The organism is Streptomyces sp. GbtcB7 (assembly GCF_019091445.1).
Lineage (GTDB): Bacteria > Actinomycetota > Actinomycetes > Streptomycetales > Streptomycetaceae > Streptomyces > Streptomyces mirabilis.
On the sequence record NZ_JAGXJM010000028.1, the window covers coordinates 40296 to 64232 of the forward strand.

20 protein-coding genes are annotated in these 23937 nt (G+C 72.0%); 8 read left to right on the forward strand and 12 right to left on the reverse strand.

All coding sequences use genetic code 11. The annotated features are described in order from the left end of the window. Nucleotides 1–4: 4 nt before the first annotated feature. Entirely contained in the window at nucleotides 5–2056 is a 2052-nt protein-coding gene (locus KVT44_RS37245) for a phosphocholine-specific phospholipase C (protein ID WP_217571914.1), read from the forward strand. Nucleotides 2057–2108: 52 nt separating this feature from the next. Next, nucleotides 2109–2966 (forward strand): phospholipid scramblase-related protein, encoded by an 858-nt coding sequence (locus KVT44_RS37250; RefSeq protein WP_217571916.1) that lies wholly within the window; start codon nucleotides 2109–2111, stop codon nucleotides 2964–2966. A gap of 107 nt (nucleotides 2967–3073) precedes the next feature. Here the strand turns inward: KVT44_RS37250 and KVT44_RS37255 are convergent, their stop codons facing one another. Both KVT44_RS37255 and KVT44_RS37260 read right to left on the reverse strand, forming a co-directional pair. After that, nucleotides 3074–4033: a DMT family transporter gene (locus tag KVT44_RS37255; RefSeq protein WP_217571918.1), complete on the reverse strand. Its 960-nt coding sequence runs from the start codon at nucleotides 4031–4033 to the stop codon at nucleotides 3074–3076. Then, nucleotides 4030–4929: a phosphatase PAP2 family protein gene (locus tag KVT44_RS37260; RefSeq protein WP_217571920.1), complete on the reverse strand. Its 900-nt coding sequence runs from the start codon at nucleotides 4927–4929 to the stop codon at nucleotides 4030–4032. The genes KVT44_RS37255 and KVT44_RS37260 overlap by 4 nt, the downstream gene beginning before the upstream one ends. A gap of 259 nt (nucleotides 4930–5188) precedes the next feature. Here KVT44_RS37260 and KVT44_RS37265 point away from each other — a divergent pair, with 259 nt between their 5' ends. After that, nucleotides 5189–5803, forward strand: coding sequence for a TetR/AcrR family transcriptional regulator (locus KVT44_RS37265; protein ID WP_054236092.1), 615 nt, complete (start codon nucleotides 5189–5191; stop codon nucleotides 5801–5803). Between the two features lie 154 nt (nucleotides 5804–5957). Here the strand turns inward: KVT44_RS37265 and KVT44_RS37270 are convergent, their stop codons facing one another. The 3 genes from KVT44_RS37270 to KVT44_RS37280 all read right to left on the reverse strand — a co-directional run bounded on the left by KVT44_RS37270 (nucleotide 5958) and on the right by KVT44_RS37280 (nucleotide 9559). Continuing rightward, entirely contained in the window at nucleotides 5958–6962 is a 1005-nt protein-coding gene (locus tag KVT44_RS37270; protein ID WP_217571922.1) for a DUF2510 domain-containing protein, read from the reverse strand. Between the two features lie 151 nt (nucleotides 6963–7113). After that, nucleotides 7114–8268: an anhydro-N-acetylmuramic acid kinase gene (locus KVT44_RS37275; RefSeq protein ID WP_217571925.1), complete on the reverse strand. Its 1155-nt coding sequence runs from the start codon at nucleotides 8266–8268 to the stop codon at nucleotides 7114–7116. 4 nt (nucleotides 8269–8272) lie between these two features. Next, nucleotides 8273–9559 carry an MFS transporter gene (locus tag KVT44_RS37280; protein WP_217571927.1) on the reverse strand — a complete coding sequence of 429 codons (1287 nt, stop codon included), beginning with the start codon at nucleotides 9557–9559 and terminating at the stop codon, nucleotides 8273–8275. A 222-nt stretch (nucleotides 9560–9781) separates the two neighbouring features. Between KVT44_RS37280 and KVT44_RS37285 the strand changes: the two genes are divergently transcribed. Continuing rightward, nucleotides 9782–12463, forward strand: a complete 2682-nt coding sequence (locus KVT44_RS37285) for an AAA family ATPase (RefSeq protein WP_217571929.1) — start codon at nucleotides 9782–9784, stop codon at nucleotides 12461–12463. A gap of 47 nt (nucleotides 12464–12510) precedes the next feature. On the opposite strand, the gene pcaD is transcribed toward KVT44_RS37285, so the two are convergent. The 7 genes from pcaD to KVT44_RS37320 are packed head-to-tail and all read right to left on the reverse strand — an operon-like array spanning nucleotide 12511 to nucleotide 18944. Then, nucleotides 12511–13647 (reverse strand): 3-oxoadipate enol-lactonase, encoded by a 1137-nt coding sequence (gene pcaD, locus KVT44_RS37290; protein ID WP_217571931.1) that lies wholly within the window; start codon nucleotides 13645–13647, stop codon nucleotides 12511–12513. Next, nucleotides 13644–14987 (reverse strand): 3-carboxy-cis,cis-muconate cycloisomerase, encoded by a 1344-nt coding sequence (gene pcaB / locus KVT44_RS37295; protein WP_217571933.1) that lies wholly within the window; start codon nucleotides 14985–14987, stop codon nucleotides 13644–13646. The genes pcaD and pcaB overlap by 4 nt, the downstream gene beginning before the upstream one ends. Then, nucleotides 14984–15547 carry a protocatechuate 3,4-dioxygenase subunit alpha gene (pcaG, locus tag KVT44_RS37300; RefSeq protein ID WP_217571935.1) on the reverse strand — a complete coding sequence of 188 codons (564 nt, stop codon included), beginning with the start codon at nucleotides 15545–15547 and terminating at the stop codon, nucleotides 14984–14986. The genes pcaB and pcaG overlap by 4 nt, the downstream gene beginning before the upstream one ends. Nucleotides 15548–15549: 2 nt before the next feature. Continuing rightward, a complete protein-coding gene (gene pcaH, locus KVT44_RS37305; protein WP_099919549.1) occupies nucleotides 15550–16320 on the reverse strand; it encodes a protocatechuate 3,4-dioxygenase subunit beta in 771 nt (256 codons plus the stop codon). A gap of 10 nt (nucleotides 16321–16330) precedes the next feature. Beyond that, nucleotides 16331–17533 carry a thiolase family protein gene (locus KVT44_RS37310; RefSeq protein WP_217571937.1) on the reverse strand — a complete coding sequence of 401 codons (1203 nt, stop codon included), beginning with the start codon at nucleotides 17531–17533 and terminating at the stop codon, nucleotides 16331–16333. Then, nucleotides 17530–18189: a CoA transferase subunit B gene (locus KVT44_RS37315; protein ID WP_217571939.1), complete on the reverse strand. Its 660-nt coding sequence runs from the start codon at nucleotides 18187–18189 to the stop codon at nucleotides 17530–17532. The genes KVT44_RS37310 and KVT44_RS37315 overlap by 4 nt, the downstream gene beginning before the upstream one ends. Then, entirely contained in the window at nucleotides 18189–18944 is a 756-nt protein-coding gene (locus tag KVT44_RS37320) for a CoA transferase subunit A (RefSeq protein ID WP_097287254.1), read from the reverse strand. Before KVT44_RS37320 ends, KVT44_RS37315 begins: the two co-directional genes overlap by 1 nt. A 221-nt stretch (nucleotides 18945–19165) precedes the next feature. On the opposite strand from KVT44_RS37320, the gene KVT44_RS37325 reads away from it, so the two are divergent. From KVT44_RS37325 to KVT44_RS37340, 4 genes are all read left to right on the forward strand, one after another. Beyond that, on the forward strand, nucleotides 19166–19669 hold the full coding sequence (locus KVT44_RS37325) for a MarR family winged helix-turn-helix transcriptional regulator (protein WP_217571941.1): 504 nt from the start codon (nucleotides 19166–19168) through the stop codon (nucleotides 19667–19669). Between the two features lie 89 nt (nucleotides 19670–19758). Further along, a complete protein-coding gene (locus tag KVT44_RS37330; protein WP_217571943.1) occupies nucleotides 19759–21234 on the forward strand; it encodes a hypothetical protein in 1476 nt (491 codons plus the stop codon). Nucleotides 21235–21392: 158 nt separating this feature from the next. Further along, a complete protein-coding gene (locus tag KVT44_RS37335) occupies nucleotides 21393–22655 on the forward strand; it encodes an AAA family ATPase (RefSeq protein WP_217571945.1) in 1263 nt (420 codons plus the stop codon). Further along, nucleotides 22652–23890 (forward strand): VWA-like domain-containing protein, encoded by a 1239-nt coding sequence (locus tag KVT44_RS37340; protein WP_217571947.1) that lies wholly within the window; start codon nucleotides 22652–22654, stop codon nucleotides 23888–23890. The genes KVT44_RS37335 and KVT44_RS37340 overlap by 4 nt, the downstream gene beginning before the upstream one ends. Nucleotides 23891–23937 lie beyond the last annotated feature (47 nt).

The window sequence follows — 23937 nt, forward strand, 5'->3', positions numbered from 1 at the left end:
AGTCATGCCTCAAGTGAACCGACGCCGCTTCCTCCAGCTCGCCGGTGGCACCGCGGCGTTCACCGCGCTGTCGAACAGCATCGAGCGCGCCGCCGCCCTGCCCGCGCACCACGGGTCCGGCACGATCGACGACGTCGAGCACATCGTCGTGCTGATGCAGGAGAACCGGTCCTTCGACCACTACTTCGGCTCGCTCAGAGGCGTCCGCGGTTTCGGTGACCCCCGTCCGTCCACGCTGCCCAGCGGCAAGTCGGTCTGGCACCAGTCGGACGGCACCAAGGAGGTGCTGCCCTTCCGGCCCGCCGCCGACAACCTGGGCCTGCAGTTCATCCAGGACCTCCCGCACGGCTGGAGCGACGGCCACACCGCGTTCAACGCGGGCAAGTACGACAAGTGGGTGCCCGCCAAGTCGTCGACGACGATGGCGTACCTGACGCGCGAGGACATACCGTTCCACTACGCGCTCGCCGACGCGTTCACCATCTGCGACGCGTACCACTGCTCGTTCATCGGCTCCACCGACCCGAACCGCTACTACATGTGGACGGGTTACACGGGCAACGACGGCAAGGGCGGCGGCCCGGTCCTCGGAAACGACGAGGTGGGCTACGACTGGACGACGTACCCGGAGCGGCTGGAGGCCGCCGGGGTCTCCTGGAAGATCTACCAGGACGTCGGTGACGGCCTCGACGCGAACGGCTCCTGGGGCTGGATCCCGGACGCCTACCGGGGCAACTACGGCGACAACTCGCTGCTGTACTTCAATCAGTATCGCAACGCCAAGCCCGGCGACCCGCTCTACGACAAGGCCCGCACCGGCACCGACGCCCGCAAGGGCGAGGGCTTCTTCGACCAGCTGAAGGCCGACGTCAAGGGCAAGAAGCTGCCCAAGATCTCGTGGATCGTCGCGCCCGAGGCCTTCACCGAGCACCCCAACTGGCCCGCGAACTACGGTGCTTGGTACATCGCCCAGGTCCTGGACGCGCTGACCTCCAACCCCGAGGTGTGGGCGAAGACGGCCCTGTTCATCACCTACGACGAGAACGACGGCTTCTTCGACCACCTCGTGCCGCCGTTCCCGCCCCAGTCGGACGCGCAGGGCAAGTCCACGGTCGACGTCGGCCCGGACCTCTACAAGGGCGACGCCGGCCGTGCCGCCGGACCCTACGGACTCGGCCAGCGGGTGCCGATGCTCGTCGTCTCGCCCTGGAGCAAGGGCGGTTTCGTCTGCTCCGAGACCCTCGACCACACCTCGATCATCCGGTTCATGGAGCGCCGCTTCGGCGTGCACGAGCCCAACATCTCGCCCTGGCGGCGTGCGATCAGCGGTGACCTCACCGCCGCCTTCGACTTCTCGCGCAAGGACACCAAGCCGGTCGCGCTGCCGGACACCGACGGCTACCAGCCGCCGGACCACGACCGGCACCCGGACTATGTGCCGACCCCGCCCGCGAACCCCGTGCTGCCCCGGCAGGAGCGCGGCTCGCGCCCGGCCCGCCCGCTCAAGTACGCGCCCCTCGTGGACGGTTCGGCGGACGCGGCGGCCGGGAAGTTCACGCTCACCTTCGGTTCGGGTGCCAAGGCCGGAGCCGCCTTCTTCATCACCTCGGGCAACCGCACGGACGGCCCCTGGACGTACACCACCGAGGCCGGCAAGACCGTCTCGGACACCTGGAACTCGGCGTACTCCGGCGGCTCGTACGACCTGACGGTGCACGGTCCCAACGGTTTCCTGCGCGTCTTCAAGGGCCCCGGCAAGACCGCGGGACCCGAGGTCACCGCGCGCCACGTCGGCGCGAACGTGGAGCTGACCTTCACCAACAAGGGCTCCGGCACGGTCGAGCTCAAGCTCACCGACGGCTACGGAGGGCGGCCGAGTTCGTTCAAGGTGCGGGCGGGCGCGACCGTACGGCACACGGTGGACCTGCGGGCGAGCCGGCGCTGGTACGACCTGACCGTCGTGTCCACGGCGGACGCGGGGTTCCTGAGGCGGTTCGCCGGACATGTCGAGAACGGTCACGCGGGTGTGAGCGACCCGGCGATCGTCACCTTCTGATGGATATCTCGGCTCTGGTCAATTTCCGGCCAACTCACGGTAGTGTGCCCCGGTGACCACGCATTCGAACACTCCTGCAGGTTGGTACCCGGATCCGCACGGGGCGCCCCAGACGTTGCGTTACTGGGACGGCTCGCAGTGGACCGAGCACACCAACGCGGACCAGGCGGCCCCGGCGGGGCAGACGGTTCCGCAGCAGGCCCAGCAGCCGTACGGACAGCCGGCGGCCGGTCCCGACCCTCGCGTGCAGCAGCAGGTGCAGAAGCAGGTGCAGCAGCAGGCGGGTGTCGCGGGCGGTGGTGCCGGCGGTGGCACCCTGTTCACCGAGCCGGTCCTGGTGGTGAACCAGAAGGCCAAGCTGATCGAGCTGACCAACGAGTACAAGGTCATGGACCAGCAGGGCAACCAGCTCGGTGCGGTCGTCGAGGTCGGTCAGAGCGGTCTGAAGAAGGCGCTCCGCTTCGTCTCCAGCCTCGACCAGTACATGACGCACAAGCTGGAGATCCGTGACGCCTATGGGCAGCCGGTGCTGAGGCTCACGCGTCCCGCGAAGTTCATCAAGTCGCGGGTGGTCGTGGAGCGTCCGGACGGGCAGCCCGTCGGCGAGATCGTGCAGCAGAACATGATCGGGAAGATCAACTTCGCGATCAACGTCAACGGCCAGCAGGTCGGCGCGATCAAGGCGGAGAACTGGCGCGCCTGGAACTTCGCCATCGTCGACCACACGGACAACGAGGTCGCCCGGATCACCAAGACCTGGGAAGGCCTCGCCAAGACGATGTTCACCACGGCGGACAACTACGTCCTCCAGATTCACTACCAGCTTCCCGAGCCCCTGCTGAGCCTCGTCGTCGCGACGGCGCTCACCGTCGACACGGCGCTCAAGCAGGACGCCCGCGGGCTGGGCTGAACCGGCGCACGACAAGAAGGGTGGCCGCGGAACTCTCCGCGGCCACCCTTCTTGTCGTGCGTGTGCTCTTTTATTGTGCGTGCTCCTCCAAGAGCCCTGCGGGAGCCCTAGAGGGGCGTCAGCTGACCCGAGCCGGGCTGCTTCGGCAGCAACGAGGGTTCGTACGCCGCCGATCCGGGCTCCAGCGCCAGCACCGCGGCGACGGGGTGCTCGTCCCCGGCGCCCACCAGAGGTTCGGGCAGCGCCGGCTCCGGCACCGAGCGGGACAGCGTCACCACACCCCACGCCGCCACGCCCGCGCCCATGGCCGCCAGCAGCAGACCGGCCGGGCCGCCCTGCAACTGCTCCCCGAGCAGGAAGAGGCCTATCGCCGCGGCGGCGACCGGGTTGGCGAGCGTCACGACGGCGAGCGGGGCGCCGAGACCACCCCGGTAGGCGGTCTGCGACAGGAGCAGTCCGCCCGCGGCGAAGGCGGCGACGAGCAGGGCCACCACGATCACCTGGGCGCTGAGCAGCGGGCCGGAGCGGTCCGTCACGGCCACGGTCACCGTCTGCGTGAGAGCGGAGGCGACACCCGAGGCGAACCCGGAGGCGGTCGCGTGCCGCAGCCCCGGCCGGGTGCCGGGCCGCGACAGCATGCCGATCAGTGCTGCCGTCGCGGCGGCCACGCCCAGCGCCTGCGGCACGCTCAGAACGTCGTCGGGCGCGGGCCCGGACGCCGTGACCAGCAGCGCGGACAGTCCGATCAGGGTGAGCGCGGTACCGCGCCACTCGACCAAGCTGACCCGCCGTCCGGCGACCCGTGCGCCGAGCGGCACCGCGGCCACCAGCGTGAGCGCGCCGAGCGGCTGTACGAGCGTGAGCGTGCCGTACTTCAGCGCGGCGACGTGCAGTAGCGCGGCGGAGGCGTTCAGTACGACGGTCCACCACCAGGCCCCGCTGCCCAGCAGCCGCAGCATGCCCGAGTCGGTCGTCCGGGAGGCCAGCCGCTCCTGGGCCACGGCCGCGGCGGCGTACGCCACGGCCGAGAAGAGCGAGAGGACCACGGCGGCGAGTGTGGCGTTCATCGTCTTGCCCCCACGAGCTCCGGTACGGATTCCTTTTCGCCAGCACCGCCGGCCCCGCCGGAATTCCCGGCTGCTCCGTCGGCTTCGTCATATGCCTCGTCGGCGGCGACAAGGCCGTGCGCCTCGGTCGCCCCGGTCCCGCGCGGCTGACGGATCACGGCCAGCGCGATGCCGAGCAGCGCGGTCGCCACGATCGCGTCGAGCCAGTAGTGGTTCGCCGTACCGACGATCACCAGCAGGGTGAGCAGCGGATGCAGCAGCCACAGCCAGCGCAGGCGGGAGCGGGTCGCGGCGATCAGGCCGATCGCCACCATCAGGGCCCAGCCGAAGTGCAGCGAGGGCATCGCCGCGAACTGGTTCGCCATCTCGTCGGTCGCCGGGTGCGCCCCGTAGACGGTGGGCCCGTACACCTGTCCGGTGTCCACCAGGCCCGCGGCGGCCAGCAGCCGGGGCGGGGCGAGCGGGAAGGTGAGGTGCAGCGCCAGGGCGGCGGCGGTGACCGCGGCCAGGACCCGGCGGGCCCACACGTAGTGGACCGGGCGCCGCAGGTACATCCAGACCAGGAAGGCCACGGTGGCCGGGAAGTGCACGGTCGCGTAGTAGGTGTTCGCGAGGTGCACCAGGGTGTCGCTGTGCAGCAGCGCGCCCTGTATGGAACCTTCGCCCGGCAGGTGGAGCGTCCGCTCCCAGTCCCACACGCGGTTCGCGTTGCGGAAGGCCTCGGCGGTGTGGCCGTCGGCCAGCTGCCTGCCGACCTTGTAGACGACGAAGAGCCCTACGACGAGCAGGAGCTCACGTACGAGAGGCGGCCGTGCCGCGGTGCTCTGCGGCGACGACCGCCGTATCGCCGCGGCCGGCTCTGGTTCTGCTTCCGCAGGCTCGGTTCGGGATTCCATCCCCCGGCCCCTTTGCTGACGGTGTTGCTTGGGGTGGTGCGCGGTGAGCCCAGGACAGAATCCACTCGATCACTCGAGATTCACTCGACAGCGGAGTGGGTCCTGTCCAAGGCTCATCGATACGGAAGTGTACCGATACGAAGGTGTACCGATACGCCACTGTACCGATACGGACGCGTACCGGTACAGTGGCGTATCGATATACACTGTGTGAAGCGGAACACCAGGCGAGCCACCCACACGAGCGAGGAGATGAGCCATGACGTCGCAGGCCGCGGACGGACCGGAGACGGTCGTCGCCTCGCGCCGCTCCAAGATCACGCCCGAGCGTGAGCAGGAGTTCTACGACGCCGTGCTCGAGCAGATCCGCGAGTGCGGCTATGACTCGCTCACCATGGAGGGCGTGGCCGCGAGCACCCGGTGCAGCAAGTCCACGCTCTATCGCCAGTGGAAGACGAAGCCGCAGTTCGTGGCCGCCGCCCTGCGCGCCAACAGCTGTCCGCGCTTCTCGGGCATCGACACCGGCACGCTCGCCGGGGACCTGCGCGCGATGGCGCAGGCCGCGGGGAACTGGTCGGGCCGCGACAGCCAGCTGCACCAGGCGCTGGGCCACGCCGTGTTCCAGGACAAGGAACTGCAGGAGGCGTTGCGCGACGCTCTCGTCGAGCCCGAGATCGGCGCGGTCAAGGAGATCCTCGCCCGCGGGGTCGCCCGGGGCGAGGTCGCCGCGGACCACCCGGCGCTGGAGTTCATCCCGGCGCAGCTCTTCGGTGTGGTGCGGGTTCGTCCCGTGCTGGAAGGGCGGAACGCCGATGCGGCGTATCTCACACAATTCGTCGAGGCCGTCGTGATTCCGGCCCTCGGCCTGACCTGAGACTCAGGTCGCCGTCCGCGGGATGACCGGACGTCGGCCTGCACGCGCCGCACCGTGGGGACGGGGGCGGCGCGCACCCCCGGCCGGGTGGGGTTCCTCTTGAGCGGAGGGGCACCCCACCCGGCCGATCCATGTCCGGGGACGGATGTACGGACTAGACGTTCTGCCCGTTCCCGCTCACTCCCGACGCCACCTTGATGCCCTTGGTGATCGTGTCGATCACGGACTCCTTGGGCGCCTGAGAGCTGACGTCGATGCCGAAGCGGACGACGATCAGTGACTTGGAGTCGGCGGGGGACGGGAAGACGAGCGACTCGACGTAACCGTCGTCACCCTTGCTGGTGACGACCTTCCAACGGACGAGGTAGCCCTTCTCGCCGGCCACGGTGACCGCCTTGGAGGCGAGCTCCGTGTGCGAGGTGATCGTGCCGTAGCCCTTGCCGTACGACTCGGTGGCGTTCTTGGAGATGTCCTCCTTGGCCGCCGCCTCCGCCGTGGTGGACTTCAAGCCCTGCGCCGCGGCGGTTGCCGAGTAGGCGCCGCCCCGCTGGCACTCCTGCGAGGTGTCGCCGGGGCACTTGTAGGTGTCCTTGGTCGACAGCACGGCACCCTTCGTGGTGCTCCCGCCGGTCCAGTTGTCGGGCACCGGCACGCTGATGCCACTGATCAGATCGGTGGCGTAGCCGTCCTCGAGCTGCGGCTGCCCGGACTCGCCCGGTGCCGGAGTCTGGCCCCCGGAACCGCCCGATCCCCCGGAGCCGCCGCCCGGTCCGCCCTCGAGGCCCCCGTTGCCGCCGCCCTGGCCGCCGAATCCGCCCTGGCCGCCGTTCTGTCCGCCGGGGCTCTGGGAAGTGGCGCTGTTCCCGCCGTTGCCGTCGCTCTTGGTCAGGGCGTACACCCCGCCCCCGATGCCCACGAGGACCGCGATCGCGGCGGCGACGGCTATGCCGGTACGCAGTCCGCGCCGCGGGGCGCCCGGCGCGAGCGCCGGATACGGTCCGCCGGCCGGCGGGTGCGTCGGGGGACCCCATGCGGCGGCGGACCCGACGGGGCGGGTCTGGTCCGTCCATGTCTTGCCGTCCCACCAGCGTTCGGTGGCGGGACTGTCACTTGTCTGCCCCGGGTCGGGATACCAACCGGGAGGAGTCACCTGCGTCATGGACCCACCGTATGAGCCGTGGGTGAAAGGCGGATGAGAGGGATCCGGAAGATTCGTTTCGAGAGCGCCTCGGAAGCGCCGCCGGGTGCCTCGTCACGACCAGCGGGCGTCATGCCAGGACCAGCGGGTGTCACGCCACGACCAGCGGATGTCATGCCAGGACCAGTCGCACCGGCGCCGCTCCCGCCCTCGGCGGCAGCCGCAGCCCGCTCCGCCCCGGCGTGATCGAGCCGAGCACACTCGGATGCCGGGCCCCCGTGCTCACCGGATCGGTGCCCGTGAGCCCGTGCAGGGTCAGGAAACCCAGCACGGCGAAGGCGTACGCCTCCTTGGCGGCCGCGGGCAGGCCCAGAGCGTCGGACGTGCGTACGGGCACTCCCGGCAACTCCGCGCCCAGCATCGCCATCAGCGCCGGATTGCGGGTGCCGCCGCCGGACGCGATCACCTCCGTGGCACCCACCGAGCGGACCGCGTCGGCGACCGTACGGGCGGTGAGCCGGGTGAGGGTCGCGATGACGTCCTCGGCGGTGAGCGTGCCGAACCCGGTCAGCGCGTCGCGCAGATGGCCGAGGTGGAAGAGCTCCTTGCCGGTGGTCTTGGGCGCGGGCAGCGCGTAGTACGGCTCCGCGAGCAGCCGGTCCAGCAACGGTTCGTGCACGGTGCCGCGGGCGGCGAGGGCGCCGTCCACGTCGTAGTGCAGCCGTCCCCCGGTCAACCCCCGCACGGCCACGTCGACGAGGGCGCACCCGGGCCCGGAGTCGAAGGCGGTGCCGTCCGGCGCGGTGAGGTTGGCGATGCCGCCGAGGTTCAGCGCCACCGGAGTCCCCGCCCTGCCGCGCAGCCACAGCAGGTCGACCAGGCTCACCAGGGGCGCGCCCTGGCCGCCGGCGGCGATGTCCCTGGGGCGGAAGTCGGCGACCACCGGCAGTCCGGTCGCCTCGGCGATCCAGGCCGGCTGACCGAGCTGGAGCGTCCCGTGCGCCCGCCCGTCCTCGACCCAGTGGTAGACGGTCTGCCCGTGCGAGGCGACCAACTCGGCTCCGCCGCCGCACAGTTCACGGTCGGCCCGGACCGCCGCCGCGGCGAACGCCTGCCCGATCAGGGTGTCCAGGCGGCACACCTCGGCCAGCGTGGTGGCCGCCGGGGGCAGCGCCGCCGCGAGCGCCTCGAGCAGTGCGTCGTCGTACGCCTCACCGACCATCCCGAGCGGCCGCAGAGTGAGGTCCTCACCTTCGAGGGTCAGTTCGGCCGCCGCCGCGTCGATCGCGTCGTACGACGTCCCGGACATCAGGCCGATCACGCGCACGTGCTCAACTCCCTCGGTTGTCGGGGAGCGTGGCCAGGGCGAGCGCACTGACGGCGCACGTCGCCGCCGCGTAGTACGCGGGAATGTCCACGCTTCCGGTCCGCTTCATCGTCTCGGTGATGATGAGGCCCGCGCAGCCCGAGAACACGGCATTGGACAGGGCGTAGGCGAGTCCCAGGCCGGTGTGGCGGACGCTCGTGGGGAACATCTCGGAGAGCATGGCGGGCCCCGGTCCGGCCATTAACCCGACGACGGCACCCGCCCCGCACAAGGCGAGACCCTTCACGGCGTTCGAAGTCCCCGTGTTTTGAAGGAGGTTGAGCAGCGGGACGGACAGGACCACGACCAGGCCGGCGCCGGTGAGCAGCACGGGGCGCCGCCCGATCCGGTCGCTGAGCAGACCCGCCGGGACGATCGTGGCCGCGAAGCCCAGGTTGGCGAGGACCGTGGCGAGCAGCGCCTGCCGGAAGCCGGTGTGGAGGGTGTTCTGGAGGTACGAGGGGAGTACGACCAGGAAGGTGTATCCGGCCGCCGACCAGCCCATCACACGTCCCGCTCCGAGGACGACGGTCCGCGCGACCTCGCGCCCGGGCGGGCGCTCCCGTCTTCCCTCGTGCCGGAAGGCGGGCGTCTCCTCCAGCCGTAGCCGCAGCCCCAGCGCGGCCAGCCCCAGCGGCAGCGTCAGCAGGAACGGCACCCGCCAGCCCCAGTCGCTCAACTGCCCCTCGGTCAGCACCGTCGCCAGCAGTGCCGCCACACCCGCACCACCGAGCAGCCCCAGAGCCACCGTGAACGACTGCCACGACCCGTACAGCCCCCGCCTGCCCGGCGGCGCGAACTCCGTCATGACCGAGACCGCGCCCCCGAACTCCCCGCCCGCGGACAGCCCTTGGACCGCCCGGAGGAAGGTCAGCAGCCACGGCGCGAGGGCACCGACCGTGGCGTAGGTCGGCAGCACGCCGATGAGCGTCGTGGCGCCCGTCATCAGCGCGATCACCAGGATCAGTACCGGGCGGCGCCCGATCCGGTCGCCGAGCCGTCCGAACAGCGCCGCGCCCACCGGCCGGAAGAAGAACGCCAGCGCGAAGGACGCGTACGTCCTCACCAGCCCCTCGGTCTCGCTGCCGCCCTCCGGGGTGAAGAACCGGGCCGCGATGACGGTCGCGAAGTAGCCGTAGACCCCGAACTCGTACCACTCGACGAAGTTGCCGACCGAGCCCGCCAGCAGGGCCCCGCGCCGCGGGGGACGGGCGGTGCGCGGGACGGAGTCGTGCACGCGGGCACCGCTCATGGGTCCCTCCTCCTCGCTGTTCCTTGGAAAATTAGCGCCATTTTCAGGTCTTTTGACTGTCGACAACCTTCACCACGGCTGGTCGGCGCGCCATCGCGTCGCCTGCGGACACCTCCCGTCACCCGTCTCGGCAACAGGTGCGCCGACCCGCATCCACATCGGCTTCCGGACGGCTAGGCTCGATGTCTGTACGTCGTACGGGCGACCTGGGGAGGTAGCGGCATGACGGAGGCACGGCCGGGACCGGCCGCCTCGTCCTCCCTGTGGGAGCGCGAGGCGGAGATCGCCGACGTGGCGGAGGCCGTCAAGGCCCTGCGTGCGGACGCCTCGTCCTCCGGCAGTCTGCTGGTGTTCAGTGGCGAGGCGGGCATCGGCAAGACCGCGCTGCTCGCCGAGGCGCGCCGGATCGCGGAGGCCCACGGCTGCACGGTGTGGTCGGCCCGCGGCGGCGAGACCGTCACCTCCGTTCCCTTCAACGTCATACGGCAACTCCTCCAGCCCGCCATCGTCTCGCTGATGCCCGAAGAGGCCCGCGAATACCTGGGCGACTGGTACGACATCGCCGGACCCGCGCTCGGCATCGCCGAACCGGGCGACCGCCAGGCCGACCCGCAGGGCGTGTGCGACGGACTGGTCGCGGCGGCGCGGCGGCTGGCCAAGCGCGAGTGGCCCCTCGTCCTGATCCTCGACGACGCGCACTGGGCCGACCAGGAGACCCTGCAGTGGCTGGTCGCGTTCGCCGAGCGCCTCGACGACCTGCCCGTCCTCGTCGTGGTCGCCCGCAGGCCGGGTGACGTCAGCGGTGAGCGGGCCCGCCAGCTGGAGGCCGTCGCCGCCGCGGCCCGACCGGTCCTCACGCTCAGCGCGCTGACTCCCGACGCCACCGCCGGACTGACCCGCGCCACGCTCGGGGAGCACGCGGACGCCCCGTTCTGCCGCGAGGTGTGGGCGGTCACCGGCGGCAACCCGTACGAGACCGTCGAACTGCTCGCCAAGGTGCAGGACAGCGAGCTGGAACCGGTCGAGGCCTCGGCCGCCGAACTGCGCGCCCTGAACCGCTCGGCACGCGGTCGCGGACTCGTCGCCCGCCTCGAAGGACTCGGCATCGACGCCACCCGCTTCGCCTGGGCGGCCGCGATCCTCGGCACCGGGATCTCCCTCGACCTCGCCGCCCAGCTCGCCGGGATGCAGCGCGACGAGGCCGCGCGCTGCGCCGAACTGCTCGGCGCGGCCCGCATCCTCACCCCGACCGAACCCGCGAGCCGCGAACTGACCGACGGTGACCTGGAGTTCGTACACCCCCTCATCGCCAGCGCCGTCTACCGCTCGATCCCCGACGCGCTGCGCACCGCGATGCACGGCCAGGCCGCCTGGGCGGTCACCGAATCGGGCCGCGGAGCCGCTGCCGCCTCCCGCCACCTCCTCGAAGTGCACCCGGACGACGACCCCGAACTCGTCGAGCAGATGCGCGAGGCCGCCCGCGAACACCTCGCCGTCGGCGCGCCCGACGCGGCCAGGCGCTGCCTGGAGCGCGCCCTGGCGGAACCCCCGCTTCCGGAGGTCCAGGCGCGCGTGCTCTACGAACTGGGCTGCGCCACCCTCCTGACCGCTCCCGCCACCACGATCAGCCATCTGCGCACCGCGCTCGACCAGTCCGGCCTCGACGGCGATCTGCGGGTGGACGCCGTCTTCCGCCTCTCCCAGGCCCTGGTCCACAACGACCAGCTGGACGAGGCCGTCCGCACGGTCGACGCGGAGGCCGCCCGGCTCGACGCGGGCCCCGCCCGGATGCGGCTTCAGGCCGTCCACTACATGTGGGAGGGCATCCACGCGGGCGAGGACCACCTTCCGGGACGCTCCCGAAGCCTCGCCGAACTCGTCAAGACCTGCACCGGACGCGACAACTCCGAGCGCGCCCTGCTGATACTGCGCGGCTTCGACGCGATGACCCGCGGCGAGAGCGCGGAGGAGGTCGTGGAACTCTGCGACCACGCTCTCGTCAACGGCCGCCTCGCGCCCGGACTCGGCTGGACCGACACCGAGTGGGGCATCGAACTCCTCATGATGCTGGGCAGTTCGTACGCCTACGCGGACCGGCTCGACCGGGCCGAGAGCCTCTTCTCCGAGGCGCTGCGCTCCTACACGAGCGCCGGATGGAGCGGCGGCCACCTCGCCCTGGCACACGCCTTCCTCGGTCTCGCCCACCGCAGGCGGGGCCGGCTCAGGGACGCCGAGACCACCCTGCGCGAGTCGCTGCGCATCGCCGAGCGGGTCGGACGCGGGCTGCCCCTGTACTGGTCCGCCACCTGCGGCCTCGTCGACACACTGCTCGCCCGCGGCGACGTCCAGGAGGCCTGGGCGATCGCCGAGCAGTACGGCTTCGCACCGCCGTACCCGTCCACCATCGTGCTGCCCGACACCCGTTCCGTACGCGGACGGCTGTTGCTCGCCGTCGGCCGCGTCAAGGACGGCATCAACGAACTCGAGGCCGCCGAGAAGGCCGCCGCGGCGCGCGGCCACCACAACACGGTGATGGCGCCCTGGGCGCTCGACCTCGCCCGCGCGCTCGCCTCGGACGACCCGGCCCGCGCCGCCGCACTGGCCAGCGACGCCCGCCGCCAGGCCGAGCGCTTCGGCACGGACACCGCGATCGGTGAGGCACTGCGCTGCGCGGCGGCCCTCGAATCGGGCCAGCGTGCGGTACGCCTGGCCGCCCAGGCCGTCACCTACCTGGAGGCCTCGCCCTGCCAGTACGAACACGCGGCGGCCCGCGTCGAGTACGGCATCGCGGCGCGCTCGGTCTCGGAGCTCGGCAAGGGCCTGACGCTGGCGCGCTCGTGCGGGGCGGACGGGCTGGTGGCGAGGGCGGAGGAGGTCCTGGCCACAGGGAGAGGGCTGAGGTAGCCGCCAGGCCGTGCGCGAGGACGAGGTGTCCGGAGCGGACGGCAGGGTCACCCTGTGGCGCCGTCGTCGCCCTCTTCCTCGGCGAGCACCCGCTGAGCCGTCGCGAACGCCGAGTTCGCCGCCGGGACACCGCAGTACACGGCCGTCTGCAGCAGTACGGCGCCGATCTCCTCCGGGGTCAGCCCGTTGCGGCGCGCCGCCCGGACGTGCATGGCCAGCTCGTCGTAGTGACCGTGGGCGACCAGCGCGGTCAGGGTGATCATGCTGCGTTCGCGGCGCGAGAGCGTCGGGTCGGTCCAGATCTCGCCCCAGGCGTAGCGCGAGATGAAGTCCTGGAAGCGGGCGGTGAAGGGGGTCTGCCGGGCCTGTGCCCGGTTCACATGGGCGTCACCCAGCACCTCACGCCGCACCTCCATGCCCCGCTGGGCGCCCCCGTCGAAGTGGGCCCGCAACGCCGTCAGGACCGCCGCCGGACACTGCGCGGGCGCCAAGTGCGAGGCTCCCGGGAGCTCGACGAGCGTGGCGCTCGCCACCGCGTCGGCGATCTCCCGCAGATGGGCGGGCGGCGTCGCCGGGTCCTGGCGGCCCGCGATCAGCAGGGTGGGCAAGGAGATCTCGGGGAGCCGGTCGCGCAGGTCGAAGGCGGCCAGCGCGTCACAGCAGGCGGCGTACGCCTCCGGGTCCGCCTTCCGGTGGTCCTCGATCAACCGCGGCACGGTGAAACCGGGCGTGAACCAACGGGAGTTCGCGTTCTCGGCGAGCGCGGCCAGCCCCTCCCGGCGTACCAGCTCCGCACGCTCCTCCCACGGCTTGGAGCCGTTGAAGTGCGCCGAGGAGCAGATGACGGCGAGGGACGACACACGCTCCGGGTGGTGGACGGCGAGGTGTAGACCGACCGCGCCGCCGAGCGAGACGCCCGCGTAGGCGAAGCGTTCGATGCCGAGCGAGTCGGCGAGGCCGAGGACCAGGGCGGCGAGGTCATCGACGGTGGCTCCCGGCCCGATCAGGTCCGGCGCCGACCCTCCGTGTCCCGGCAGATCCCAGCGAACCACCCGGTGGGTGGCGGACAGCTCGGGCGCGACCTTGTCCCACAGGGCGTGGGAGGTGCCGAGCGAGGGCCCGAGGAGCAGGGGCGATGCGGTCTCGGGGCCCTCGGCGCGGTGGTTGAGCAGGGTGCGGGTCACGTTCGCTCCAGAGCACGGTCGGTGAGGGCTCCCGCGGAGCCCGTGTAGCGGGTGGGGTCGGTGAGTTCCACGAGGTCGAGCCCCTTGAGCTCCGGCTCCTCGCCGAGTACGTCCACGAGGGGCCGTCTCTGGGCGACGGCCCGCTCGGCGGCCCGGGTCAGCAGCTCCTTGGCGCGGGCCCGCCCGAGCACCGGAGCGAGTTCGACGGCCAGGCGCTCGGAGACGATCAACCCATGGGTGAGGGCGAGGTGATCGCGCATGGCGTCCGCGTTCACCCGGAGCCCCTCGACCAGTTCGGCGGCGTTCCGGGCGGTGCCTGCGACCAGCCTCAGCAGCTCGCGCAACGGCTCCCACTCGGCGTGCCAGGCACCGGCCGGCCGCTCGTCCTCGGCGACCATCGACCCGTAGAGCGTGGCGGCGAGCCCCGGCGCGCGCCGCGCGGAGGCGGCGATCACGGTGGCCGCCACCGGGTTTGCCTTGTGCGGCATCGCGGACGACCCGCCACCGCTCCCCTCCGCGACCTCGGCGATCTCCGTGCGGGAGAGGGTGAGCACATCGGCCGCCATCTTGCCGAGGGCCCCGGCCGTGAAGGCCAGGCCGCCGGCCAGGTCGGCGATCGGTGTCCGCAGGGTGTGCCAGGGCAACGCCGGTTCCGCGAGGTCGAGTTCACCGGCGTACGCCGCCACGAGCGCGCCCGGATCCTCGGCGCCGAAGGCCGCGAAGGCGGCCAACGTCCCGGCGGCGCCGCCCAGTTGGGCCGGGAGCCGGAGACCCGCGAGCCGGTCCCGCGCGTCCAGCACGAGCGACCGCCACCCCGCGGCCTTCAGCCCGAAGGTCGTCGGTACGGCGTGCTGTGTGAGGGTCCGCCCCGGCATCACCGTGTCCCGGTGCGCCGCGGCGAGTCGGGCCAGGGCCCGCGCCGTCCGTTCCAGATCCGCCAGGACCAGGTCCAGCGTGCGACGGGCGATCAGCATCAGCGCCGTGTCCAGGATGTCCTGGCTGGTCGCGCCCCGGTGGACGTAGGGCCCGTACTCCTTGCCGACCGCCGCCGTCAGATCCGCGACCAGCGGAATCACCGGATTGCCGCCACCTCGGGCGCGCAGCGCGATCGACCTGACGTCGAGGTCCGCCGCGGCCACGGCGGACACCGCCGACGCCGCCGCGTCCGGCGCGAGCCCGAGTCCCGCCTGAGCGCGGGTCAGGGCCGCCTCGGCGTCGAGGAGCGCCCCCAGAAAAGCGCCGTCCGAGGTCGCGGACGCCGCCGGGGAGCCCGCCCACCCGGGGGCGAGCAGCCCGGCATCGGCATCGGACTCGGACCGGACCGGGCCGGCAGCTGTCACTGGAACTCCAGGAAGACCGTTTCGCCTTCGCCCTGAAGGCGGATGTCGAAACGGTACGTCCGGTTCGCGCCCTCGGCCGCGATCAGCGTGGCGCGCCGGTCGGCAGGGAGCGAGTCGAGCAGCGGGTCGGTGCCGTCGGCGAGGTACGCGCGGGTGAAGAGGTGGTGCACCAGACCGCGCGCGAACACACACACGCTGATGTACGGAAGCCCGGCGTTGCCCGGCGGCAGGGTGTGCAGCGCGTACCGACCGTCGGCGTCCGTGGCGACCCGGCCGAAGCCCGTGAAGTCGACGCCGTTGCGGCCGAGGAAGCCGCCCGTCGACGGGTCGCGGCGCAGGGAACCGGGGGCACCCTTGAGGGAGCCGTCGGGCGCCGCCTGCCAGAAGTCCAGGAGGGCGTCCGGGATCACCTCGCCCGCGCCGTCGAGCACGTACCCGTGCAGGGTGATCGCCTCGGGGTGGCCCTGCGGCGCGACCTGACCGCCGTCAGGAAAGGGCAGCGCGTGCCCGTAGAAGGGGCCGATGGTGTGGGACGGGGTGGGGAGCAACCGCTCGGTCATGCTCAACGGCCTTCCTCGATCCAGGTGGCGGAGGGACCGTCGAGGACGATGTCCCACTCGTAGCCCATGGAGAACTCGGGCCGGGAGAGATCGTGCTGGTAGGTGGCGATCAGACGGTCGCGCGCCGCCTGGTCCGTCACGGACTGCAGGATCGGGTCGTAGCGGAACAGCGGGTCGCTCGGGAAGTACATCTGGGTGATCAGCCGCTGGGTGAACGCCGTACCGAAGACCGAGAAGTGGATGTGCGCGGGCCGCCACGCGTTCGTGTGGTTGCCCCACGGGTAGGGGCCCGGCTTGATCGTGGTGAACCTGTACCGGCCCTGATCATCCGTCAGGGTCCGCCCGACACCGGTGAAGTTGGGGTCCAGCGGCGCCGGGTGCTGCTCGCGCAGATGGGCGTAACGACCGGCTGCGTTGGCCTGCCAGATCTCGATGAGCTGACCGCGCACGGGACGCCCGTCGCGGTCGAGCAGCCGGCCCGAGACGGTCATGCGTTCGCCGAGCGGCTCGCCCCGGTGCTGGATGGTCAGGTCGCTGTCGTGCTCGGTGATGTCGGTGACGCCGAACACCGGACCCGACAGCTCGACCGTCTCCGGGTCACCGCCGTCGACGGCGACCAGCGGCTGCTTGGGGTGGCGCAGCAGGGAGCTGCGGTACGGGGGGTAGTCGCGCGACGGGTGGTTGCGAACCGGCGCTCCGCCGGCGACCGCCTTGTCGTACGCGCCCTGGAGATCGTTGATCTCGACGTCGATGTCCGACTGGGTGAGGGCCATGGTCGACTTCCTATCGTTCGAGGACGAGGGCGAGGCCCTGGCCGACGCCGATGCAGAGGGTGGCGATGCCGGTGCCGGAGCCCTGACGGGCGAGTTGGTGGGCGACGGTGCCGGCGAGGCGGGCGCCGGAGGCGCCGAGGGGGTGGCCGAGGGCGATCGCGCCGCCCTGGGGGTTGAGGATCGCGGGGTCGAACTCGGGCCATTCGGCGAGGCAGCCGAGGACCTGGGCGGCGAAGGCCTCGTTCAGTTCGAGGACGGACAGTTCCGCGAAGGTCTTGCCGGCTTTGGCCAGGGCGCGGGTGACGGCTTCGACGGGGGCGAGTCCGAAGTACTGGGGGTCGGTCGCGGAGACGCCGGTGGCTCGGATGCGGGCGAGAGGTTCACGGCCGGTGGCCTTCAGCCCTTCCTCGTCGGTCAGGAGGAGGGCGGCGGCGCCGTCGTTGAGGGGCGAGGCGTTGCCCGCGGTGACCGTGCCGTCGGTGGTGCGGAAGGACGGCTTGAGCCTGGCCATGGCGGTGGGGGAGGCGTCGGGGCGGACGGATTCGTCGGCGGCGAGGACGACCGGGTCGCCCTTGCGCTGCGGGATCGGCACGGGGGCGATCTCGCGGTCGAACAGGCCCTCCTGCTGGGCCTTCGCCGCCTTGCGGTGGCTGCCGATGGCGTATTCGTCCTGCTGCTCGCGGCTGATCTTGTGCTTGTCGGCGATGAGTTCGGCGGACTCGCCGAGCGGGATGGTCCACTGGGGGTCCATCTTCGGGTTGACCATGCGCCAGCCGAGGGTGGTGGAGTACAGCTCGGTGTGTCCGGCGGGGAAGGGCCGGTCGTTCTTGGGCAGGACGTAGGGGGCACGGGTCATGGACTCCACGCCGCCGGCCAGGGCGATGTGGGCGTCGCCGACGGCGATCGCGCGGGCGGCCTGGATGACGGCTTCGAGTCCGGAGGCGCACAGCCGGTTGACGCTCACCCCGGGCACCGAGGTGGGCAGGCCGGCGAGCAGGGCGGCCATGCGGGCGACGTTGCGGTTCTCCTCACCGGCGCCGTTGGCGTTGCCGAGGTAGACGTCCTCGATCCGGGCGGGGTCCAGATCCGGGGTGCGGGCCAGGAGTTCCCGGATGGCGTGGGCGGCGAGGTCGTCCGGGCGGACGGACGCGAGGCCTCCGTTGTACTTGCCGATGGGGGTGCGGACCGCATCGACGATGTAGACGTCCTTCACGGCTGGGTCTCCTCGGTGAGTTCGGCTGCGACACGGACCTTCGCGGCGGTCTTGGCCACGATCTCTCCGACCGTGACGCCGGGCGCGGTCTCGATGAGCACCAGCCCCTCGTCGGTGACGTCGAGGACGCCGAGGTCGGTGATGATCCGGTTGACGCACGCCTTGCCGGTGAGCGGCAGCGCGCACTCCCGAAGGATCTTCGCGCTGCCGTCCTTGGCGGTGTGGGTCATGACGACGATGACGGCGCGGGCACCGTGGACCAGGTCCATCGCGCCACCGATCCCGGTGATCATCTTCCCCGGGATGGCCCAGTTCGCCAGGTCACCACCCGCGGACACCTGCATCGCGCCGAGCACGGCCACGTCGATGTGCCCGCCCCGGATCATCGAGAACGACAGCGCCGAGTCGAAGAAGGAGGCGCCCGGCAGGACCGTCACGGTCTCCTTGCCGGCGTTGATGAGGTCCGGGTCGACCTGGTCCTCGGTGGGGTAGGGGCCGGTGCCGAGGATCCCGTTCTCCGACTCCAGGATCACCTCGACGCCGGCCGGGAGGTAGTTGGGGATCAGCGTCGGCAGCCCGATGCCGAGATTGACGTACTGCCCGTCCTGGAGTTCGCGTGCCGCACGGGCCGCCATCTCCTCGCGTGTCCACGCCATCAGCCGCTCACCGTCCGCTTCTCGATCATCTTCGCGGCGGCCTGTTCGGGGGTGAGGGCCACCACCCGCTGCACGAAGATCCCCGGCAGATGCACCGCGTCCGGGTCGATCCCGCCGGGCTCGACCAGCTCCTCCACCTCGGCGATCGTCACCCTGCCCGCCATCGCCGCGAGGGGGTTGAAGTTCCGGGTGGACCTGCTGAAGACGAGGTTGCCGTGCCGGTCGCCCTTCGCGGCCCGGACCAGCGCGAAGTCGGTGCGGATGCCGCGCTCCAGCACGTACTCGGTGCCGTCGAACTCGCGCACCTCCTTCGGCGGCGACGCGAGGGCCACCCCGCCGGAGCCGTCGTAGCGCCAGGGCAGGCCGCCGTCCGCGACCTGGGTGCCGACCCCGGCCGGGGTGTAGAAGGCGGGGATCCCCGCACCACCCGCACGCAACCGCTCCGCGAGCGTGCCCTGCGGGATCATCTCCACCTCCAGCTCGCCCGCCAGATACTGCCGCGCGAACTCCTTGTTCGCCCCGATGTAGGAGCCGGTCACCCGCGCGATCCGCCCGGCGGACAGCAGCACCGCGAGCCCGGACTCCATCGCCCCGCAGTTGTTGGACACCACGCCCAGACCGCCGACTCCGCGCTCGTACAGCGCCTCGATCAGCACGTTCGGCACACCGCTCAGCCCGAAACCGCCGACCGCCAGGGTCGCGCCGTCCGGCACATCGGCCACCGCCTCCAGGGCTGTGGCGACCACCTTGTCCATCCGTGAAGCCCCATCTCTTCCAAGCGTCCAGGCCCTCAATTACTCAGGGCACTGATTATTTCTGCGAGGTTTCACTCACGCTGCCACCAGTGGCCCGTGTCGTCAAGACTTCCATGAAATCGGTGAGTGTACGGTCCTTAACGCGCTGGTACGCATCCCGGTGATGCGCGGTATCGTTCAGTGCACCAACGAAATGACGGACTCACCCAGGGGGAGCGCACATGGCCGCGGTGGACCTCACCACCCACCCCGGGCACCTCGCCCGGCGACTCCAGCAGGCCCACTATCTGCTGTGGAACACGATGGTCTCCGAGGAGATCACCTCACCGCAGTTCGCGGTCCTGAACGCGCTGGTCGCGGAGCCGGGACTGGATCAGCGCACGGTGGGGGAGCGAGTGGGCCTGGACCGGTCGACCATCGCCGAGGTCATCAGCCGGCTCAGTCGCCGGGGCCTGCTCGACAAGGTGCGCGATCCGCAGGACGGCCGCCGCTTCCTGCTGCGCCTCACCGACGAGGGGACGCGTACGCACCGCAAGCTGACCGTGCGCACGGCGCGTATGAACCAGGTCTTCCTGGCCCCGCTCTCCGCCGAGGAGCAGACCGTCTTCTTCGACCTCATCCAGCGTGTCTCGGACGCCGCGGAGGGGCTGCGCAACCCGACGGAACCCCTCACCGCGCAACGCCAGGCGGTCCTTCACCGGGCGACCCCAGGCGAAAACATCTGACAGATCACGGTCAGGAGCGCTAGGCTCCCCGCGATGATGACTCACTCTGTCGGCAGAATGGGGGTCCCGTCCGCGCAAGGTGAGTGCTGATGCTCACTCAGACCGCGAATGGGGATTCCCGCCTTTCCTTCTGGCTGCCCGTGCGAGAGTTCGCCGTGCCGCCCGCCATGATCGAGACTGCGACCGCCCGCCGCCGCGCCGGGGACTGGGCGGGGGCGTGCGCCGCCGCAGGCATCGACGTCGATCTCAACCTGCGTTCCGTGGCGCGTACTTACGGCCACGACCTCGCCGCTCGGGTCCGGGCCGACCTCCGCCATCTGGCTCCCGACCTGCTGCGCTGGCACATGCCGAGGATCGCTCCGCACGGGCTGCTGCGCCCGGGTCTGACCATCGCCCTGGCCCGGTACGACACCCAAGGGCGAGACGGCGTAGGCCCGGTGCACCTCGTCGTGCGGACTCCACCGGCCTGGGCGGACGGCGGTCAGCGGATCAGCCTCGCCCTGTGGGCCGCACCGCACGTCGGACCTCGCGACGGATCTCACGACCGATCCCACTTCGAGGCCGGTGTCCGTCGACATCCGCACCCCCGTCCCAGCCGCCGCTTCCGCCTCGACCTGCACCGCCATCTGTGGGACGCGCGCAGGACCGATGAGCTGCGCGTGCGGTCAGGGGCCGACCTGGTGCCCGCCGACGGCCACCCCGAGAACCTGGATCCGCCGGGATTCGTGCCGCGGGGGCGCGGGTGTGCCGTGGATCGCTGGGCGGCCGAGGCGGGGATTCTGCTCCAGGCCCAGGGGCGGACGACCGGTACCGTCGCCGTGCGGCTCGGGGCCCGGGACCGGCTGGTCCTGGACGTGGTCGCGGACAGGGACGGCGTCGGGCCGCCGGGTATGCGGATCGCGACGGCGCCCACGGACGGCAGCGTCTCCGCGCTGCCCGTCCTGCCCGACGCGGCCACCTGGCTGCTGCCCGACCTGGAACTGATCCGCACCGGTTCGATCGAGGTCGATCGGCTGCATCCGCTGGTCGCCTCGGCACTGGTACCGGATCACTCGCCGACCGCTTCCTCCCGGACGCTGGAGCATGGCCCGGCCGGTCCCTCCCGGACCCCGGGCCGGGCCGGGCAGCCACGCCTCGTGGACTGCCGGGGAGCCCAGCACCGTATCGGCCTGGTCGACGGGGTGCTGGCGCCGCTGGACCATGACCCGGCCGAGATCCGCCGGGAGGAACTGCTGGTCGCGCTGACCGGTACCCCGCTTCCCTGCCTGCGGGCCATCGACGAGGCGCACCGTCGTCCGGACTGCCTCACCGGGGTCCGCGAACGCCTGATCCATGGCGACACCGCCGGTGCGATGGACGTCGTCGAGGGCCTGCTGGGTCCGGACGCGGTGCTGCGCAGCGGCCCGCTACGGGACGAGCTCGAGGCGGCCGCGCTGCGGCGGATCACGTACGGCCTGTTCAGAGCGGGCATGACCGGCCCCGGCCCCGGATCCGGCCGCCTGCTCCCAGGCCTCGACCGCCCCCGTTGGCACCGAGCGCACCCGCGCCACACGGCCGCTCGCTGACCCGGGGGGCTTCCGCCCCCCTGCGCCCACCTGGCCACCAAGCACCCCCACCAAGCACCCCCACCGAGCACCCCCACCGAGCACCCCGCCCAAGCGCCCATCGAGCACCCACCAAACACCCACCCACTCGTTCCACCACGACCCAAAGGTGATGAAATATGCCCACATGTACACCGTTCGTCGCGACCGACACTCCCGCCGACCAGGCCCCCGCCTCCCAGATCGACGTTGCCGGCGCGTTGCTGGCGCTGCTGCGTGACGCCGGCACCGAACCGCGCCCCGACGTCCAGTTGGAGGCACTGACGCTGGCCGTGGCCGCCGACCTGCCCGTGCTCCTGTGGGGTGAGCCGGGGATCGGCAAGACCGCGGCCCTGACCCAGCTCGCCGCGGCCCTGGACCTTCCGTTGACCACCGTGATCGCCAGCGTGCACGAGCCGTCCGACTTCTCGGGACTGCCCATCGTCGGCGACGACCCCGCGCAGCAGGGTGTCCCGATGGCCCCGCCGGACTGGGCGGTGCGACTGGTACGGGCGGGCCGCGGGCTGCTGTTCCTGGACGAGCTGTCCACCGCGCCACCGGCCGTCCAGGCCGCCCTGCTCCGCCTCGTCCTGGAGCGGCGGATCGGCGCCCTTCAACTGCCGCCCGAGGTCCGGATCGTGGCTGCCGCCAATCCTCGGTCCTCGGCTGCCGACGGCTGGGAGCTGAGCCCGCCGCTGGCCAACCGGTTCGTGCATCTTCAGTGGACCCACGACCACGAGGTCGTGGTGCGCGGCCTCGGGGGGACATGGCCGCGGGCAACACTGCCCCGGCTCGACCCGGAGCGGTTGCCGGAGGCCGTGGACTTCGCCCGCCGCGCGGTGTGCGGGCTCCTCTCCGCCCGCCCCGGGCTCGTGCACCGGCTGCCCAGCAACGAAACGCGCCGGGGCGGTCCCTGGCCGTCGCCCCGAAGCTGGGAGATGACCCTGGGCCTCGTCGCCTTCGCCACCGCGGCCGGCTCCTCCCGGGAGGTGCTTTCCCTGCTGGTCAGGGGCACGGTGGGGGACGGTCCTGGGCTGGAACTGCTGGCAAGCCTGGACCGGATGGACCTCCCGGACCCCGAGACGCTGCTCGCCGACCCGGCGGGTGCCGACCTGCCCGAGCGGGGGGACCTCCGCCAAGCCGTGCTCGACGGTGTGGTGGCCGCGGTCCGCGGGCGTCCGGAGAAGTCCCGTTGGGACGCGGCATGGGCGCTCCTGGTGCGGGCGCTGGAGACCGGAGCCCCGGACCTCGTGGTCGTCCCGGCGACCACACTCGCCTCGCTGCGCCAGGATGACTGGGACGTTCCGGCAGCGATCGAGCGGCTTGCCGGCGCGGTGTCCCTGTCCCGACGGGCGGACCGGGCGGCGGTCCGGACCGCCGCCGCCGCGAAGGCCGGACGATGACCGCGCCCGCACCGGGGACACTGGACCTCGACAAGCTCTTCGCCGCCCGGCTGCACGCCGCCCGGGTCCGGCCCTACCTGGCCACGGCGCTGTTCGCCCTGCACACCGTGGAGTCGCGGCGCGTGCCGACGATGGCCGTCGACCGGCACTGGCGCTGCTACGCCTCGCCGGCGTTCGTGGACCGGACCCCGGTGGAGGAACTGGCCGGGGTGTGGGTGCACGAGGTGTCGCACCTCCTGCGCGACCACCACGGGCGCGGGGACAGGGTCGCGCGGGAGCGTGGACTGACCGGCCCGGGGGAACGGCTGCGGATGAACATCGCCGCGGACTGCGAGATCAACGACGACGCGTTCGGCGACGGACTGCTCCGGCCCGAAGGCGCCGTCACGCCACGGTTCTTGAAGCTGCCCGAGGGACAGCTCATGGAGGACTACCTGAGCCAGTTCCGCCTCGGGGCGCTCACCCAGAGCCTGGCCTGGCTGGACTGCGGAAGCGGCGCCGACGGACTCGAACGGGAGTGGGACCTCGGCCCGGACGGCGCGCACGGCCTCAGCCCGCAGGAACGGGACGCGGTGCGGTTCCGGGTGGCGCAGGGCATCACCGCCCGTCCGGGAGACACCCCGAACGGGTGGCGGCGGTGGGCGGACGAAGCGTTCCATCCGCCGCAGCCCTGGCGCGAGTTGCTGGGCGCGGCGGTCCGCTCGGCGGCCTCCAGCTCCGGCGTGGGCGAGGACTACACGTACGGCCGACCGTCGCGGCGCTCGGCCGGGGTGCCCGGCGCCGTGCTGCCGAGCCTGCGACGCAGGCCGCCGCGGGTCTGCGTGGTCATCGACACCTCCGGGTCGGTGAGTGACGCCGAACTGGGCAGCGCGCTCCTCGAGGTCACCGCCATCTCCCGCGCCGTGGGCGGCCGCCGCGACCTGGTCACCGTGGTGCCCTGCGACGCGGCGGCCCCGATCGCGCACCCGCTGTGCCGTGCCGAGGGAATACCGCTGCTGGGCGGCGGGGGTACGGACCTGCGCACGGGCTTCGCCAAGGCGCTCAGGGCGCAGCCCCGACCGGACGTCGTCGTGGTCCTGACGGACGGGCAGACGCCGTGGCCGGACCGGCCACCGTGCCGGACGGTGGTGGGTCTGTTCCCCCGGGAGCCGGCAGCCGGGTCGGGGAACGAGGACGATCCCGACTACGCACCGGACGCACCGCCCGCGTGGGCGCGGGTGGTGGTCATCGGGTAGCCCCCGCCGCCCGACGAGCCCGACGAGTCCCGTCGCCCGCCGCGTTC

Excerpts from the sequence above, each read along its gene's own strand:
- KVT44_RS37280 (WP_217571927.1), bottom strand. The coding sequence starts at position 9,559 with ATGAGCGGTGCCCGCGTGCACGACTCCGTCCCGCGCACCGCCCGTCCC.
- KVT44_RS37330 (WP_217571943.1), top strand. The coding sequence starts at position 19,759 with ATGCTCACTCAGACCGCGAATGGGGATTCCCGCCTTTCCTTCTGGCTG.
- KVT44_RS37285 (WP_217571929.1), top strand. The coding sequence starts at position 9,782 with ATGACGGAGGCACGGCCGGGACCGGCCGCCTCGTCCTCCCTGTGGGAG.
- KVT44_RS37245 (WP_217571914.1), top strand. The coding sequence starts at position 5 with ATGCCTCAAGTGAACCGACGCCGCTTCCTCCAGCTCGCCGGTGGCACC.
- KVT44_RS37340 (WP_217571947.1), top strand. The coding sequence starts at position 22,652 with ATGACCGCGCCCGCACCGGGGACACTGGACCTCGACAAGCTCTTCGCC.
- KVT44_RS37260 (WP_217571920.1), bottom strand. The coding sequence starts at position 4,929 with ATGGAATCCCGAACCGAGCCTGCGGAAGCAGAACCAGAGCCGGCCGCG.
- pcaH (WP_099919549.1), bottom strand. The coding sequence starts at position 16,320 with ATGGCCCTCACCCAGTCGGACATCGACGTCGAGATCAACGATCTCCAG.
- KVT44_RS37315 (WP_217571939.1), bottom strand. The coding sequence starts at position 18,189 with ATGGCGTGGACACGCGAGGAGATGGCGGCCCGTGCGGCACGCGAACTC.
- KVT44_RS37325 (WP_217571941.1), top strand. The coding sequence starts at position 19,166 with ATGGCCGCGGTGGACCTCACCACCCACCCCGGGCACCTCGCCCGGCGA.
- KVT44_RS37270 (WP_217571922.1), bottom strand. The coding sequence starts at position 6,962 with ATGACGCAGGTGACTCCTCCCGGTTGGTATCCCGACCCGGGGCAGACA.
- KVT44_RS37335 (WP_217571945.1), top strand. The coding sequence starts at position 21,393 with ATGCCCACATGTACACCGTTCGTCGCGACCGACACTCCCGCCGACCAG.
- KVT44_RS37265 (WP_054236092.1), top strand. The coding sequence starts at position 5,189 with ATGACGTCGCAGGCCGCGGACGGACCGGAGACGGTCGTCGCCTCGCGC.
- KVT44_RS37255 (WP_217571918.1), bottom strand. The coding sequence starts at position 4,033 with ATGAACGCCACACTCGCCGCCGTGGTCCTCTCGCTCTTCTCGGCCGTG.
- pcaG (WP_217571935.1), bottom strand. The coding sequence starts at position 15,547 with ATGACCGAGCGGTTGCTCCCCACCCCGTCCCACACCATCGGCCCCTTC.
- KVT44_RS37320 (WP_097287254.1), bottom strand. The coding sequence starts at position 18,944 with ATGGACAAGGTGGTCGCCACAGCCCTGGAGGCGGTGGCCGATGTGCCG.